Raw genomic sequence first — 15,015 nt, 5'->3', positions numbered from 1 at the left:
TCTTGCGCAAGGCCGCGCGCTGCCCAGCGTTCAAGAATGACCGCAAGCCATCCCGGCATTCCAGAACGATGGATTCACAACCCCACACCGAGGCCGCGCCATGAACATCATGTTGAAAGGAACGCTCCAGTTCCTGGGTTTCAGCATCGTCACCCTGCTCGCCACGGGCGTTCTCGTGCTCGGGGGCCTGAACGAGCGCGGCAACGCGCCGGACAGTCCGGTCTTGCTCTCACACACAACGAAAGATCCACGATGAACACCAGCCGCCGCACCTTCATGATCACGCTCGCCGCGACGGGCACGGCCTTGTCCGCCACCCGCTCGATGGCCCAGGCCAGGCTCGATGAAAAAGACCCGCAAGCCGTGGCCTTGAGCTACGCCGCCGATTCGGCGAAGGTCGACGCGAAGAAGTTTCCCAAGCACGACAACGCCCAGCTGTGCAATGGCTGCGCGCTGTGGCAGTCCAAGCCGGCGGATGCGCAGGGCAATTGCGCGCTGTTTGCCGGCAAGCAGGTCAATGCGAAAGGGTGGTGCAGCGCCTGGGCCAAGAAGGCGTAGCAGCGCGCAAGCCTGCCCGAGGCGATGTCGACGGATGCTGCGTCATGCCATCCGCGAGCGATGGACGACGCCCGGCATAGGTCTATTCCCACAGTCCAGGCCCTCCTTCAGGACGAGAAAGTCAATTTTCAACCTGGCCAAGGAGCAGCAATGACGACACCCAATCCGCGTGATACCGACAACGACGCCGACGAACGTGATGCCCCCAAGCCCTCGGAGCACAACAAGGCTGGCCATCAGGAACCCACCCCGCGCAACGAGCCGCGCCGCACGCCCGAGAGCCGGCACGATCGGGAGAGCCACGTAGGCGGAGGCAACCAGATCCAGTCCCGGCGAGGCGCCCGACCATGACCGGACCGCCCGACTTCTCGCGGTGCATCGCGCTCTGCAATGCCTGCGCCACCGCCTGCAACCGCTGCGCCGCGGCATGCGCCAGCGAAGGGTCGAACGCCATGGCGCGATGCATTGCGCTCGATCTGGACTGCGCGGCGATCTGCACTGTTGCCGCAGGCGTCATGGCGCGAAACAGCGAGAACGCCGGCCTCGTATGCGCGCTGTGCGCCGACGTCTGCAGGCTCTGCGGCGACGAATGCCTCACACACGACATGGACCACTGCCAACGCTGCGCCGAGGCCTGCAAGCAGTGCGAGTTGGAATGTCGGCGCATGGCCGCGGCCTGAAGCCCCTTGTCGCCCTGCAGGAACTCGGCGAGGCGACAAACGCTTGCCGTGAATGCCCGCTGGGCGAAAACGCGACGCAGTCGGTGTTCGGCGAAGGGCCTGTGCATGCGCGGCTGATGGTGGTCGGGGAGCAGCCGGGCGACAAGGAAGACCTGGCGGGCCGACCCTTTGTCGGGCCGGCCGGACGGCTGTTCGACCGCGCCGTGGCGGAACTGGGATGGTCGCGCGACAAGCTGTACGTGACCAATGCGGTGAAGCATTTCAAATACGAGTTGCGCGGGAAGCGCCGCATCCACAAGACACCCGCGCAGCGTGAGGCGGATGCCTGCCGTCACTGGCTGGAGAGTGAAATTTCCCTGGTCGAGCCCGAGGCGCTGATCGCGCTGGGTGCCGTTGCGGCACGCTCGCTGCTCGGACGCCATGTGGCAGTGATGAGCGAGCGCGGGAGATGGCATGAAGATGCGGCAGGGCGCAAGGTGTTGGTGACGCTGCATCCGTCCGCGCTGCTGCGGGGAGATCCCGAACAGAAGGCCGCCGCGTGGAAGGCGTGGCTCGCCGATCTGTCCTTGGCGTCGAAGGTCGCGCGCGCAGCCAGGGCCGCCGCCTGAGCGTGTCGCCGAACCTGTTCTTCAGCTCGGCCTCAAGCGGAGGGCTGTGCGACGAGTTCGAAGACGTGCAGCGACGGCTCCAGCGAGAGCGCACGCCTCGCGGCCTGCGTCTGCGCCGTGTCGAGCGCGGCCAGCAACGTGATTTCTCCCGCCACGCTGGTCGCGACCGGCACGCCGTCGCGGTACAGCACGCGCGAGCCCGCAACGCGCGGCACCTTGGGTCCGTTCATGAGGGTGCCCAGCATGTTGGCCGGATCGCTGGCCGCGAGCGCGATCAGCGCGCCGTCGCCCGGCTGCCGACGCACCTGCCGCATCGACGCGACCGCTTCGGGCAACGCGAACTGCTCGCCCGACACGCCAGCGATGAAGCGGCCGCCGCGGATCTCCCCACGCGCCTCCAGCCGCCGGCACACGCGCACCAGGTCGCGCCAGGGCGGCAGCCATGCGGCCTCGCGCTCGAGCAGGCGCCAGCAGACGACGCCGTAGCGGCGCAGCAGCACGTGCACGACCTGTTCGATCGCTTCGCCGGAGCTGGCGGCCATTGCTTCGGCGGCGGCGGGCGGCCGCACCAGCGTCCAGCGGCCCGCGTCCTCGATGCCGAACAGCGGCGTGCGCCGCCGGCGCCGCGTGTCCGCCGAGGCGCGCTTGGACGCCGGCACCAGGAGGGCGCGCAGGCCCGCGTAGCTGTCGCAGCGCGCGCGGCCCTTGGCGACCAATTCGGTGAGCGCCTCTTCGATCTCAACCGGCAGCAGCCGCGTGCCCGATGCGATCTCATCGAAGAAGCAGGCGCCGTGCTGCGCCAGGTGCGCGGCCACGCGCACGGCGCGCGAGCCCAGCGTGTCGTCGTCCACCGGGGCAGGCGCCAGGCTGGTCCACAACGCCGCGCTGCGGCGCGGCAGCAGCACCAACGGCGTGGCGCGCAGCGAGAGGTTGCCCGCACCCTTGCGGCCCTCGGTGGCGGCGGGACGCAACCGGGTCCACAGCACGCGTCCCGCGGTGCAGAGGTCGTCGAGCCAGGCGCCGGCGTAGTCGGCCACGCGCGCGGGCAGCAACTCGGCTTCCCAGAGCGGCGCGGGCGCCTCGTAGCCTTCGAGCTGCGACAGGATGCCCGACAGTGCCTCCGGCCCACGCACACGCGAGCTCTCGCCGATGTGCTGCCACTGGAAGAGAAAGCGCACGAAGTCGCGCGGCTCGACCGGTTCGATCTCGCGGCGCAGGCGCTTGAGCGTGTAGCGGTGAACGCGTGCCAGCAGATGGCGCTCACACCATTCGAGCTCTGCGGTGCCGGGCGTGAAGCGGCCCTGCAGCACGCTGCCTTCGGTCTGTAGCGCGAGGAGGGCGGCTTCGACGTCGGCGGGCGGAAGGAACAGCGGCGCCGCCAGCTGCACCACGGTGACGGGGCCGAGCCCGCCGAGGCGTGAACGCAGCAGTTCGCGCAGCGCTGCGTCGCGGTCGGCCGGCTGCTCGGCGTCGGCGGGGGCTTCGATGGCGGGCTGCATCGGCGCATCGGGCGCCACGGCCTGCAGCAGGTGCAGGCGCTCGGCCGTCACCCACAGGCCGCGCGCGGTGCGGCCCTTGCCTTCGAGCAGCAGGCGCGTCACGCGGCCGGCCTTGGCGAGCGCGGCCAGCCACTTCTTCCAGTCCGCCTGTTGCTTCACTTCGTCGTCGCTCAAGGCGCCGAGCATGCCCAGCGCCTCGTGCATCTCGTCGGCGCTGCGCGGCTGCGGCCAGGCTTCTTCGCGCACGCTGGCGATGGCGTCCGGATCGAGCTGGCCGATCTCGTCGGCGCTTTCGGGTTCGGTATAGCGGCGGTTCTGCACGGCCTGCGTGCGGCGTTCTTCCAGCGGCGCATCGTCCAGGAATGCATAGGGACGCGCGTTCAACGCTTCCATCGCGAGCGGCGAGGGGGCCGGCAGATCGCGCGCCAGCATGCGCACCTCGCCCGATTCCATGCGCCGCAGCAGCGCGAGCCAGCCATCGGCGTCCATCGCATCGTGCAGACAGTCGTCCAGCGTCTGCGCGACCAGCGGGTGCTCGGGAATCTCGCGCTCTCCGACGATGTTTTCCGCGCACGCGACCTGGTCGGGAAACACGGCCGCGAGCAGGTCTTCGGAGCGCATGCGCTGCAACTGCGGCGCTACCTTGCGGCCGCCGCTGAAGCGCGGCAGCGCCAGCGCGGTGGTTGCGTTCCAGCGCCACCGCACGCCGAACAGCGGCGCGTCCAGCAGCGCCTGCACCAGCACGTGCAGCGCCGAGGCCGAGTGCAGGTAGCGCGCGACTTCGTCGAGCGGAAAGCTGTGGCTGGTCGACAGCGAAAGCACGATCGCATCCTCCGTCGCCGCGGCCTGCAGTTCGAAGTTGAAGGTGCGGCAAAAGCGCTTGCGCAGCGCCAGGCCCCATGCGCGATTGAGCCGGCTGCCGAACGGCGAGTGGATCACCAGCTGCATGCCGCCGGAGGCGTCGAAGAAGCGCTCCATCACCAGCGTGCGTTGCGTCGGGAGCGCACCGAGTACCGCGAACGCATGGGCGAGATGCTCGACGATCTGGCGCGCGGCCTCGTCGTCCAGACCGATGGCGTGCACCAGCAGTTTCATCGCTTCGTCGCGGCCGCCCGCTTCCAATGCCAGCGCCACTTCCTCACGCAGGCGCGACACGCCGAACGACAGCTCGTCGCTGCGCCCCGGCGCCTCGCCGAGCCAGAACGGAATGTTGGGCGCGGCGCCGTGCGCATCTTCCACGCGCACGCGGCCCGGCTCGATCTTCAGGATGCGGTAGCTGGTGTTGCCGAGCTGGAACACGTCGCCCGCCAGGCTCTCGACCGCGAAGTCTTCGTTGACCGTGCCGATCTTGTCGGCCTGCGGTTCCAGCACGACCGTGTAGTCACCGGTCTCGGGGATGGTGCCGCCGGAGGTCAGTGCCGTCATGCGGGCGCCCTTGCGTTCGCGCAGCAGGTGGTTCACTGCGTCGCGGTGCACGTAGCCGGCGCGCTGGCCCTGCCGCGTGGTGAAGCCTTCGGACACCATGCGGACCACGTCCATGAAGCGCTTGTGCGTGAGGCTCGCATAGGGCCAGGCGCGGCGCACCAGCGCGAAGAGATCGTCCTCGTTCCACTCGCGGCAGGCGGTCTCGGCCACGATCTGCTGCGCCAGCACGTCCAGCGGTGCAGGCAGCACGCGCAGCGCGTCGAGCTCGCCCCGGCGGATGCAATCGAGCAGGGCGGCGCACTCCACCAGTTCGTCGCGCGACTGCGGAAAAAGCCGCGCCTTCGGTACCCCGCCCACGGCGTGACCCGAGCGCCCCGCGCGCTGCAGGAAGGTAGCGATGGCGCGCGGCGAGCCGAGCTGGCACACCAGGTCGACGTCGCCGATGTCCAGGCCCAGTTCGAGCGATGCCGTGGCCACCAGCACCTTCAGGTCGCCGCGCTTGAGGCGCTGCTCGGCGTCGAGCCGCGTCTCTTTGGACAGGCTGCCGTGGTGCGCGGCCACGGCTTCCTTGCCGAGGATGTCGCCCAGGTGCCGCGCCGCGCGCTCGGCCATTCGGCGCGTGTTGACGAACACCAGCGTGGTCTTGTGCAGCCACACCAGTTCGGCCACGCGCGCATAGACCTGTATCCACTGGTCGCCCGACATCACTGCTTCCAGCGGCGTCGGCGGCAGTTCGAGTGCCAGGTCGCGCTGCTTGGCATAGCCGATGTCGACGATGGCGCAGTCGGCCATGCCGTCGGGGCCAAGCGCGCCCGCGCCGACGAGAAAGCGCGCGACCTCGTCGATGGGCTTCTGCGTGGCCGACAGGCCGATGCGCACCGGCCGCGCGCCGCCTTGTGCCATGCACAGGTCCTGCAGCCGCTCCAGCGACAGCGCCAGGTGGCTGCCGCGCTTGCTCGCGGCAATGGCATGGATCTCGTCGACGATCACGCTGCGCACGGTGGACAGCATCTGGCGGCCCGACGCCGAGCCGAGCAGGACGTACAGCGACTCCGGCGTGGTCACCAGGATGTGCGGCGGCCGGCGAAGGCTCTGCTGGCGTTCGCGCTGCGGCGTGTCGCCGGTGCGCACGGCGGTGCGGATGTCGACGTCGGGCAGCCCGAGCGCCGCGAGCTCGCCGCGAATGCCCGCGAGCGGTGCCTCGAGGTTCAGGCGGATGTCATTGGAGAGCGCCTTTAGCGGCGAGACGTAGACCACGGCGGTTTCATCGGGCAAGCCTGCGGGCTCGAGTCCCCGATGGACCAGGTCGTCCAGGGCCGCCAGGAAGGCCGTGAGTGTCTTGCCCGAACCGGTGGGCGCCGCCACGAGCGTGTCGCGCCCGGCACGTATTGCCGGCCACGCCTCGGACTGGGCCGAGGTGGGGCTGGGAAAAGTCCGAAGGAACCACTGGGCGACGGAGGGGTGAAACGAGTGCAGGGCCACGGGAAGTGCAGGCTACGACAGGGATTGCGGCGGCGCAACGCGGGCGCCATTGACCCCACAGGTTGGGACGGTGCGACGGTGCAGGCTCGGGATTCGGAGGGCAGGGCGCCTGCAGCGCAGCTAGGACGCCCTTTGTATGAAATCCACGAAAGCTCTTAACGGCGCCGGCAGCAATCGGCGGCCGGGGTAGTAGAGGAAGGGGCCGGAGAAACGCGGCCACCAGGGCTCGAGGATGGGTTCGAGCGCACCGCTGTCAAGGTGAGGCCGCAGCCAGTCTTCGAACAGGTAGACCACGCCGGCGCCGGCTATCGCCGCATCGACCGAGAGTTCTGCCGCTGCGCCGATCCGCACGGTCAGTTGACCGGTCACGTCGATGCGCAAGGTTTCGCCGTCGCGCTCGAACTCCCACGGCGGCATCGACCCACTGGCGAAACGGCCGCGCAAACAGTTGTGGCCAAGCAGATCGCGCGGATGCTCCGGCCGGCCATGGCGATCGAGGTAGGACGGAGCGGCCGCTGCAGCAAAGCGCTGCAAGCGCTGGCCGATCGGCACGGCCACCATGTCCTGCTCGAGCCGCTCGTCATAGCGGATGCCGGCGTCGCAACCGGCCGCCAGCACATCGACGAAGCCGTCCTCCGCAATCACTTCAAGAGAGATGTCCGGATAAGCGGCAAGAAAGGGCGGCACGATCGATGGCAGCACGAGGCGCGCGGCGCTGATCGGAACGTTGAGCTTGAGCGTGCCGGCTGGCCGGTCGCGAAAGCCGTTCACCACGTCGAGCGCCGCCTCGACCTCGGTGAGCGCGGGCCTCAGCCGCTCGAGCAGGCGTTCTCCCGCTTCCGTTGGCCGCACGCTGCGCGTCGTGCGGTGGAGCAACCGTACGCCGAGTTGAGCTTCGAGCCGGCGCACCGCCTCGCTCAAGCCCGATGCACTGGCGCCGCTCAGACGCGCGCGTCGCGAAAGCCCTTCGCGCCTGCCACCGCCACGAAAGCGTTGAGATCCCCGAGGTCGACCTTCATTGTTCTGAATCCTGCACAGCCCGTGCCGATTATGGCGACTTATCAAACAGAGGCGGGCTGCCTAGACTGGGCTTCACCACCTCGTTCATCCCTTCAGCTCCCAGGAAAACATCATGTCCACCACGCAGACTCCCAGCGCTTTCACCCTCGGCGACCGCGCGGTTCAACGGCTCGGCTACGGCGCCATGCAGCTCGCCGGCCCCGGCGTGTTCGGCCCGCCGAAAGACCGCGAGGCGGCTCTGGCCGTGCTGCGCGAAGCAGTCGCCAGCGGCGTCGATCACATCGACACCAGCGACTTCTACGGGCCGCACATCACCAACCAGATCATCCGCGAGGCTCTCGCGCCCTATGCGAAGGACCTCGTCATCGTCACGAAGATCGGGGCGCGCCGCTCCGACACGGGCGGCTGGCTGCCGGCGTTCTCTCCAGAGGAACTGGCCCAGGCGGTACACGACAACCTGCGCAACCTCGGGCTGGACGTTCTGGACGTGGTGAACCTGCGCATCATGTTCGATGTGCATGGCCCGGTCGAGGGCTCGATCGAGGCGCCGCTCGCGGCATTGGCCGAGCTGCAGCGCCAGGGCCTTGTGCGCCACATCGGCCTGAGCAACGTCACACCCGCCCAGGTCGCGGAAGGGCGCCGCATCTGCCGCATCGCCTGCGTTCAGAACCAGTACAACCTCGTGCATCGCAACGACGACGCGCTGATCGACGACCTGGCGCGCGACGGCATTCCATACGTTCCTTTTTTCCCGCTCGGCGGCTTCACCCCGCTGCAGTCCTCAGGGCTCTCCGACGTTGCACAACGCCTGGGCGCCACACCGATGCAGGTGGCACTGGCCTGGCTGCTGCGACGCTCGCCCAACATCCTGCTGATTCCAGGCACCTCGTCGGTCGGGCACCTGCGCGAGAACCTGGCCGCCGGGAAGCTGGCGTTGCCGGCGGATGCAGTCGAGGCGCTGGATCGCGTGGCTGCTCCCGTTGCCGAATGACTACTTTCCTGGTTCGTGTCGCTGAAGCAAGACCATGTGTTTACTCCGACCGGATGACGCAGAAGGAGTAGTGCATCCCTGGACCGGTGCTTGGCGCAGGTGGCGAAGCTTTGAGCACCGGCTTCAGAACATGGACGGGTAGCGCATCGCGAACGGAGTAATGGATATGGTATTTAACATAACACACATTGTGTTCTTTAGATGCACCAACGAATACCGCCTTTCCTAGAGTCTCGCCACGCCCCCTCAGGAACCCTGCGGACTGACAGAAGCCAACGATGGATCGAAATCCGCCTCCACACGCCCGATGTCCGGCACACGCTGATATCGCAACACACGGTATCCGGCTTCGATCAGCATGGCGTCACGGTCCCGATCGCGCCGCGCCTTGTCTTTCTGGTTCTTGTCGCCAAGCTCGACCACGGCCACGACCTTGAACGAGCGGTCGCACACGACGAAGTCGGCGATCCTGCGGCTGAAGGTGCTGCGCGCCGCGCGCGTGCGGGCCGTGAGCAATGCGCCGAAACTGACCTGTGGAAGCACCACGAGGTCCGGGAGTGTCTGCACGAGCCTGTTGTACATCGCCTGCTCGCGCGCGCTGAGCGGCGACCGGGCCTTGGGCTTGTCGACGAAGCCACTGGGGCTCTGTTCGGACCTTTTCTTGGCCACCACCAGGAACACTATCACCCCGGCGGCGAACAAAACGGCCATGAATAGGAACGTATTCATCTCTGTTTCTCCTTCTTCACAGAGTCTCGCATGAGTGCGCAGGCGTCCTTTTCTTGATGTTCTCCGCGCCTGCAAGCGATGGATTCAGCCCTCAGCGCCTGGGCGAATCTCCGGATCCCCTGCCTTCGTAATTCACTCCCCTGGTCTGCCTGATCTCCACCTTCTTGGCGTCAGGGCACGGCTCGTTCGAATACGCGATCTTGCCGCCCTGGATGCACTTGTAGACCGCGTGCTGAGCCGCGGCATCGAGCATGAAAGTCGTCAAGCCCAGCGCAAACACAACGCGGCCCAATCTCATCACTTACCGTCCTTCGGAGGCGCTTTCGGACTGGTCTTTGCATTCATCGCTGCCGTGATCAGCTCCGCGGCCTCCGCGCGATTCGCCTTGTTCGCAAAATCGACCGCCGTCATGCCCAACTGATTTTTCATCGTCGTGTCGGCGCCTTCGGCCAGCAGCAGTTTCACGGCTTCGCCAGAGCCGTACATGGCGGCCATCATCAGCGGCGTGGTGCCGTTGGGCGACTGCGCATCGATGAAGGCGTAATTGTCGAGCAGCACCTTCATGATCGTCAGCTGGCCGCTGGTGGCGGCGTAATGCAGCGGCGTCCAGCCGGTCTTGTTGACGGCGGCATCACGCTTGAGCAATTGGGTGACCAGGTCCTGCTGGCCCTTGATGGCGGCCAGCATCAGCGGGGTTTCGTCCTTGGCATTGGCCAGGTCCACGTTGAGCTGCGGGGATTCGAGCAGCACCTGGATGACCTTGGGCGACGGCTCGCGCAGGGCGATCATCAGCCCGGTCTGGCCGTGTTCGTCGAGCGTGTTGGGATCGAAACCGCGATTGAGCAAGGTGCGCACGCCGCTGGCGTTGTCACCGCGAACGGCGCGGAAGAAGTCTTCGAACGATCCGGCATGCGCCGCAAAAGATGCAGCCATGACAAGCAGATACAACGACTTCTTGAAGTAGTTTTTCATGATTTTGCGTCCCTGAACAGGATTTCGAAGTTGTCGCTCGTGGCCTTGGCGATGGCCTCTACGGGTACCTTTCGCAGTTCGGCGATCTGCTGCGCCACATAGGGCACGTACGACGGGTTGTTGGTCTTGCCGCGGTACGGCACGGGCGCTAGGTAGGGGCTGTCCGTCTCGATCAGCATGCGGTCCAGCGGCACAAAGGCGGCCACGTCGCGCAGGTCCTGCGCCTTCTTGAAAGTCAGGATGCCCGAGAACGAGATGTAGAACCCCAGGTCGAGCGCCGCGCGCGCCACCTCGGCGGTTTCGGTGAAGCAATGGAACACGCCACCTGCCGCGCCGCCAGAGCCATCCTCGCCCTCCTCCTTCAGGATTGCCAGCGTGTCCGCCGAAGCCTCGCGGGTGTGGATGATGAGCGGCTTGCGGGTCTGCTGCGCCGCGCGAATGTGCACGCGGAAGCGGTCGCGCTGCCACTCCATGTCGGCGATGCTGCGGCCGCCCTTGCGCTCTTCCATCTGGTAGTAGTCCAGGCCGGTTTCGCCGATGGCCACCACGCGGGGACGGGCCGAAAGCCGCACCAGGTCTTCGACGCTGGGCTCGGCGATGTCCTCGTTGTCAGGGTGCACGCCCACGCTGGCCCAGAAGTTGTCGTAGCTGGCGGCCAGCGCCTGCACGTCGTCGAACTCCTCGAGCTTGGTGCAGATGCACAGGGCCCGATCGACCTTGGCCGCGGCCATGGCGGCGCGGATCTGCGGCATCTGGTCCGCGAACTCAGGGAAGGTCAGGTGGCAATGGGAATCTGTGAACATCGGAAATAGAGTGGAGCCGGTGCACCTGCACCCGTCGCTCGTGGGAGGTGGCACCGTGCACGGAGTTCCGCGTCACCGGGACGGCAGAAGACTCAGATGGTTTGGGTAGGGCGGTCCGAAGCCATCGAGCCGCCGAGGGCCGCCTCGATGCGCGCCTTCAGCTGGCGCGATTTTTCGTCCGAGGGAAACCGGATGCCCACGCCGGGCGCCCGGTTGCCGGCCGCACGTGCCGGGGTGATCCACGCAACCTTGCCAGCCACCGGATAGCGCTGCGGGTCTTCAGGCAGCGTCAACAGCACATAGACGTCGTCGCCCAGCCGGTATTCGCGCGTGGTCGGAATGAAGATGCCGCCCTCGGCAAAGAGCGGGATGTACGCCGCATAAAGCGCGCCCTTCTCCTTGATGGCGAGCTGGATGACGCTCGGCCTGGCGGGCGTGGAGGCTGCGGACGCAGCGGCGGCGGGGGCGACGGGTTGGTTCATGGGCGGCGAGCGGCTGAGTTTAGGGTGCTTCGCGCTTCGCTCACAAGCGCTTCGAGCATGAGACCTGCATTGAACGGATGTTCGGCGGTTCTCGCGGCATTCGCGAGCGACTTCGACCAGCGCGCCAGGGCCAGCCGCGACGGCGCTGCCGGCAGGTCGGCCGCCTCGAAGAAACGTGGCTCGGCGCCGTTGCCGACGGCCATCAGATCGTGGCAAAGCTTCTGCAGCGCGCCAACGGCCTGGGCGGGCGCATGGTCCGACAGGGCCCCGACATCGCCGCGCGAAATGGCCTTGGGAAACAGCGACCACGCCTTGGGCGATTGGCCGGAGCGAGCGAGCCGCAAGGCATCGCTGGGCCGGCCGCCGGCGGCACGCAACAGGGCGGCCGCATCGGCGGCCGGCACATCCTGCGCGACGAGCCAGGTTTCGGCCTCGGCCGTTTCGGGCCACGGCAGCGTGAAGCCCAGGCAGCGGCTGCGAATGGTGGGGAGCAACTGCCAAGCGGCTTCGCTGGCAAGCACGAAGCGCACGTCGCCGACCGGCTCCTCGAGGGTCTTGAGCAACGCGTTGGCGGTGATGGTGTTCATGCGCTCGGCCGGATAGACCAGCACCACCTTGCCGCGCCCGCGCGCACTGGTGCGCTGCGCAAAGCCGACCGCATCGCGCATCGCCTCGACGCGGATCTCGCGGCTCGCCTTGCGCTTCTTGTCGTCGATGTCGGCCTGTGCCTTTTCATCGAGCGGCCAGCCGAGTTCCTGCATGGCGACCTCGGGCATCAGCACGCACAGGTCGGCGTGGGTGCGGACCTCGATGGCGTGGCAGCTGGGGCAGTGGCCGCAGGCGGCACCGCCCTCTTCCACCGGCTGCTCGCACAGCCAGGCGGCTGCGAGCGCCAAAGCCAGTTCGTACTGGCCGATGCCCGAGGGGCCTTGCAGCAGCCAGGCATGGCCGCGCTGGCGCAGCAGTTCGGCCAGCGGCTGCCGCAGCCAGGGCGTAAGGGTCGGCACGCTCATCGCGCAACTCCGCTTTGAGGTGCCAGTACGCCGCGCGCCACCAGCGCCGTTTCGATCTGCTGCCAGACCTGGTCGCGGGCCTGGCTGGCGTCGATGCGAACGAAGCGTTGCGCGTCGGCGGCGGCGCGGTCTGCATAGCCTTGCGCCACGCGGCGGAAGAACTCGACCGGCTGAGCCTCGAACTTGTCGGGCACACGCGCACCGGCCAGCCGCTGCGCCGCAATCTCGGGCGCCAAGTCGAACCACAGCGTGATGTGCGGTTGCAACAGTCCCTGCGCCCTGCCCCCTTGCGCCCACTGTTCCAGCGTCGAGAGCACGGCGGCATCGAAGCCGCGCCCCGCGCCCTGGTAGGCGAAGGTCGCGTCGGTGAAGCGGTCGCACAGCACCAGGTCACCGCGCGCCAGTGCCGGCTCGATGACCTGCACGATGTGGTCGCGCCGCGCCGCGAACACCAGCAGCGATTCGGTCAGCGGGTCCATCGGCTGCTCCAGGATCAGCCCCCGCAGCGTTTCCGCCAGCGGCGTGCCGCCGGGCTCGCGCGTGCGCACCACGGTGCGGCCCTGCGCCTCGAAGAGCGCCTCCATCGCATCGAGGTGGCTCGACTTGCCCGCGCCATCGATGCCTTCCAGCGTCAGAAACAGACCGTCGCTCATAGAAAATGACCTCCGCCTTCGGCTGCGGTGCAAGCTTGCTTGAGGCGGCCCGGCGCGGCGCTCATTGCGTTGCCTTGGGTTGGGGGGTACCACCGCCGCGCTGGTAGCGGTTGACCGCGCGGTTGTGGTCGTCGAGCGAGCTGCTGAACTGGCTGGTGCCGTCGCCGCGCGAAACGAAGTACAGCGACTTGCTCTGCGCCGGCTGCACAGCGGCCAGCAGCGCCGCCTTGCCCGGCATCGCGATCGGCGTGGGCGGCAGGCCGCCGCGGGTATAGGTGTTCCAGGGGGTGTCGGTCTGCAGGTCTTTCTTGCGCAGGTTGCCGTCGAAGGTGGCACCGAGGCCGTAGATCACCGTCGGGTCGGTCTGCAGCGGCATGCCGATGCGCAGGCGGTTGGTAAAGACTGCGGCGATCTCGGCGCGGTCGTTCACCTTTCCTGTCTCCTTTTCGACAATGCTGGCCAGAATCAGCGCCTCATCGGCCGATTTGAGCGGCAAATCGGCCGCCCGCGCCGCCCAGGCGGCTTCGAGCTTCTTGTCCATGGCGCGCATCGCGCGCTGCAGCAGGGCGATGTCGGTCGAGCCCTTCGAGTAGGTGTAGGTGTCTGGAAAGAAGCGGCCTTCGGGGTGGACGCCGGGCTTGCCCAGCTTGGCCATCAGCGCCTCGTCGGTCATGCCCACGCTCTCGGGCTTGAGCTGCTCGGCCTTGCCCAGCGCGGCGCGCACCTGCCGCATGTTCCAGCCCTCGACCAGCACCAGGCTGCGGGTGGCTTCTTCGCCGCGCACCAGGCTGTTGAGCAGCAGCTTCGGCGTGACGCCGCGCTCCAGCTCGTAGCTGCCGGCGCGCATCTGGCGGTCTTGCCCCGAGACGCGGAACCACAGGTAGAGCAGTTGCGGCTGCACATCGACGCCGGCATTGGCCACCGCCTGGGCAATGCCGCGCGGCGTGGTGCCGGGCTCGATGGAGAGATCGGCACTCGGCGCCGACATCTTGAGCGGCTGGTGCACCCACCAGAGTCCGCCGGCGCCGAGCGCGAGCGCGATCAGGGCGGCGAGCAGGAAGAGCGTAAGAAAGAAGCTGCGCACGAATCCGATGGGAAGCAGTGGATAGAGGAGGAAAAGGGAAGGAGTCCCTGACGCCCGGAAGGAACAGGCACGGCCATGATAATTCAGCGATGACCACAGTCGTTCTCAACGGGGTAGCCACCCTCTCCCACCTCGGCGTGATTCGCGCCGAAGGCCCCGACGCCGCCAGCTTCCTGCACGGGCAGCTGACGCAGGATTTCTCCCTCCTCGGCGCCACCGAAGCCCGGCTCGCCGCGCTCTGCACCGCCAAGGGCCGCGTGATTGCGAGCTTCATCGGCCTCCGGCCGCAGCCCGAGCTGATCCTGCTGGTGTGCAGCCGCGACATCCTCGCCGCGACGCTCAAGCGCCTGTCGATGTATGTGCTGCGCGCCAAGGTCAAGCTGACCGACGCCACCGAGCAGTTCGCGCTGCACGGCCTGGCCGGCACCGCGCTCACCGCCAACGGCCTGGATGCGGCCACGCCGCCCGGCAAGCGCACGGCCATCGGGGACGACATCAGCGTGGTGTCGCTCTACCCGGCCGATGGCGTGCCGCGCGCGCTCTGGATCGCCCCCGCGGGCCATGCTGCGCCAGCCGGCCCCAAGCTTGACCCCGAACTCTGGCAATGGAGCGAAGTCCGCAGCGGCATCGTGACCGTGACGACGCCGATCATCGAAGCCTTCGTGCCGCAGATGATCAACTACGAGTCGGTGGGCGGCGTGAACTTCAAGAAGGGCTGCTACCCCGGCCAGGAGATCGTGGCGCGCAGCCAGTTCCGCGGCACGCTCAAGCGGCGCACCTACCTCATGCAGGCCGATGCGGCCGTGGCGGTGGGACAGGAAGTGTTCGCTGCCGGCGATGGCGGACAGCCCGTCGGCACCGTGGCCCAGGCGGCGCAGGTGCCCGGTGGCGGCTGGTCGGCGCTGGTCTCGATGCAGATCTCGGCGCTCGAAGCCGGCGGCCTGCATGCCGGCTCGGCCGGCGGCCCGGCACTGTCGGTCGAGCCGCTCCCCTATCCGCTGCTCGAAGACATCTGA

At 67.9% G+C, this 15,015-nt stretch carries 16 protein-coding genes and 1 pseudogene; 7 read left to right on the top strand and 10 right to left on the bottom strand.

Annotated features, from left to right (window positions below; all coding sequences use genetic code 11):
• The first annotated feature begins 100 nt into the window (after nt 1-100).
• The 5 genes from M2282_RS21375 to M2282_RS21355 all read left to right on the top strand — a co-directional run bounded on the left by M2282_RS21375 (nt 101) and on the right by M2282_RS21355 (nt 1,846).
• Nucleotides 101-256 carry a hypothetical protein gene (locus M2282_RS21375; protein WP_280810773.1) on the top strand — a complete coding sequence of 52 codons (156 nt, stop codon included), beginning with the start codon at nt 101-103 and terminating at the stop codon, nt 254-256.
• Nucleotides 253-558 (top strand): high-potential iron-sulfur protein, encoded by a 306-nt coding sequence (locus tag M2282_RS21370; protein WP_280810772.1) that lies wholly within the window; start codon nt 253-255, stop codon nt 556-558. The genes M2282_RS21375 and M2282_RS21370 overlap by 4 nt, the downstream gene beginning before the upstream one ends.
• A 150-nt stretch (nt 559-708) precedes the next feature.
• Nucleotides 709-909, top strand: coding sequence for a hypothetical protein (locus tag M2282_RS21365; protein WP_280810771.1), 201 nt, complete (start codon nt 709-711; stop codon nt 907-909).
• Nucleotides 906-1,238, top strand: a complete 333-nt coding sequence (locus tag M2282_RS21360) for a four-helix bundle copper-binding protein (RefSeq protein ID WP_280810770.1) — start codon at nt 906-908, stop codon at nt 1,236-1,238. The genes M2282_RS21365 and M2282_RS21360 overlap by 4 nt, the downstream gene beginning before the upstream one ends.
• A complete protein-coding gene (locus M2282_RS21355) occupies nt 1,214-1,846 on the top strand; it encodes a UdgX family uracil-DNA binding protein (RefSeq protein ID WP_280810769.1) in 633 nt (210 codons plus the stop codon). The genes M2282_RS21360 and M2282_RS21355 overlap by 25 nt, the downstream gene beginning before the upstream one ends.
• A 32-nt stretch (nt 1,847-1,878) precedes the next feature.
• Here M2282_RS21355 and M2282_RS21350 read toward each other — a convergent pair whose 3' ends face one another.
• Nucleotides 1,879-6,252, bottom strand: coding sequence for a DEAD/DEAH box helicase (locus M2282_RS21350; protein ID WP_280810768.1), 4,374 nt, complete (start codon nt 6,250-6,252; stop codon nt 1,879-1,881).
• A 120-nt stretch (nt 6,253-6,372) separates the two neighbouring features.
• Nucleotides 6,373-7,271 (bottom strand): annotated as a pseudogene (locus tag M2282_RS21345) (LysR family transcriptional regulator).
• 113 nt (nt 7,272-7,384) lie between these two features.
• Here M2282_RS21345 and M2282_RS21340 point away from each other — a divergent pair.
• Nucleotides 7,385-8,263, top strand: coding sequence for an aldo/keto reductase family oxidoreductase (locus tag M2282_RS21340; protein ID WP_280810767.1), 879 nt, complete (start codon nt 7,385-7,387; stop codon nt 8,261-8,263).
• Between the two features lie 246 nt (nt 8,264-8,509).
• Here the strand turns inward: M2282_RS21340 and M2282_RS21335 are convergent, their stop codons facing one another.
• The 8 genes from M2282_RS21335 to mltG form a co-directional block, all read right to left on the bottom strand.
• Nucleotides 8,510-8,992 carry a DUF2726 domain-containing protein gene (locus M2282_RS21335; RefSeq protein WP_280810766.1) on the bottom strand — a complete coding sequence of 161 codons (483 nt, stop codon included), beginning with the start codon at nt 8,990-8,992 and terminating at the stop codon, nt 8,510-8,512.
• Nucleotides 8,993-9,083: 91 nt separating this feature from the next.
• Nucleotides 9,084-9,290 carry a DUF4124 domain-containing protein gene (locus M2282_RS21330; RefSeq protein WP_280810765.1) on the bottom strand — a complete coding sequence of 69 codons (207 nt, stop codon included), beginning with the start codon at nt 9,288-9,290 and terminating at the stop codon, nt 9,084-9,086.
• The gene (locus tag M2282_RS21325) at nt 9,290-9,964 is read right to left on the bottom strand and encodes an ankyrin repeat domain-containing protein (protein WP_280810764.1); all 675 of its coding nucleotides are present in this window, start codon (nt 9,962-9,964) and stop codon (nt 9,290-9,292) included. The genes M2282_RS21330 and M2282_RS21325 overlap by 1 nt, the downstream gene beginning before the upstream one ends.
• Nucleotides 9,961-10,767, bottom strand: a complete 807-nt coding sequence (locus M2282_RS21320) for a TatD family hydrolase (protein WP_280810763.1) — start codon at nt 10,765-10,767, stop codon at nt 9,961-9,963. The genes M2282_RS21325 and M2282_RS21320 overlap by 4 nt, the downstream gene beginning before the upstream one ends.
• A 92-nt stretch (nt 10,768-10,859) precedes the next feature.
• Entirely contained in the window at nt 10,860-11,249 is a 390-nt protein-coding gene (locus M2282_RS21315) for a PilZ domain-containing protein (RefSeq protein WP_280810762.1), read from the bottom strand.
• Nucleotides 11,246-12,262 (bottom strand): DNA polymerase III subunit delta', encoded by a 1,017-nt coding sequence (locus M2282_RS21310; RefSeq protein ID WP_280810761.1) that lies wholly within the window; start codon nt 12,260-12,262, stop codon nt 11,246-11,248. The genes M2282_RS21315 and M2282_RS21310 overlap by 4 nt, the downstream gene beginning before the upstream one ends.
• Nucleotides 12,259-12,915, bottom strand: a complete 657-nt coding sequence (gene tmk, locus M2282_RS21305; protein ID WP_280810760.1) for a dTMP kinase — start codon at nt 12,913-12,915, stop codon at nt 12,259-12,261. The genes M2282_RS21310 and tmk overlap by 4 nt, the downstream gene beginning before the upstream one ends.
• Before the next feature lie 61 nt (nt 12,916-12,976).
• Nucleotides 12,977-13,999, bottom strand: coding sequence for an endolytic transglycosylase MltG (gene mltG, locus M2282_RS21300; protein ID WP_280810759.1), 1,023 nt, complete (start codon nt 13,997-13,999; stop codon nt 12,977-12,979).
• A gap of 89 nt (nt 14,000-14,088) precedes the next feature.
• Here mltG and M2282_RS21295 point away from each other — a divergent pair, with 89 nt between their 5' ends.
• Entirely contained in the window at nt 14,089-15,015 is a 927-nt protein-coding gene (locus M2282_RS21295) for a YgfZ/GcvT domain-containing protein (protein ID WP_280810758.1), read from the top strand.

Origin of the sequence: Variovorax boronicumulans (assembly GCF_029892485.1) — a bacterium.
GTDB lineage: Bacteria > Pseudomonadota > Gammaproteobacteria > Burkholderiales > Burkholderiaceae_C > Variovorax > Variovorax boronicumulans_B.
The sequence above is the reverse complement of the archived record's forward strand: the minus strand, read 5'-3'. Positions and strand labels throughout refer to the sequence as shown.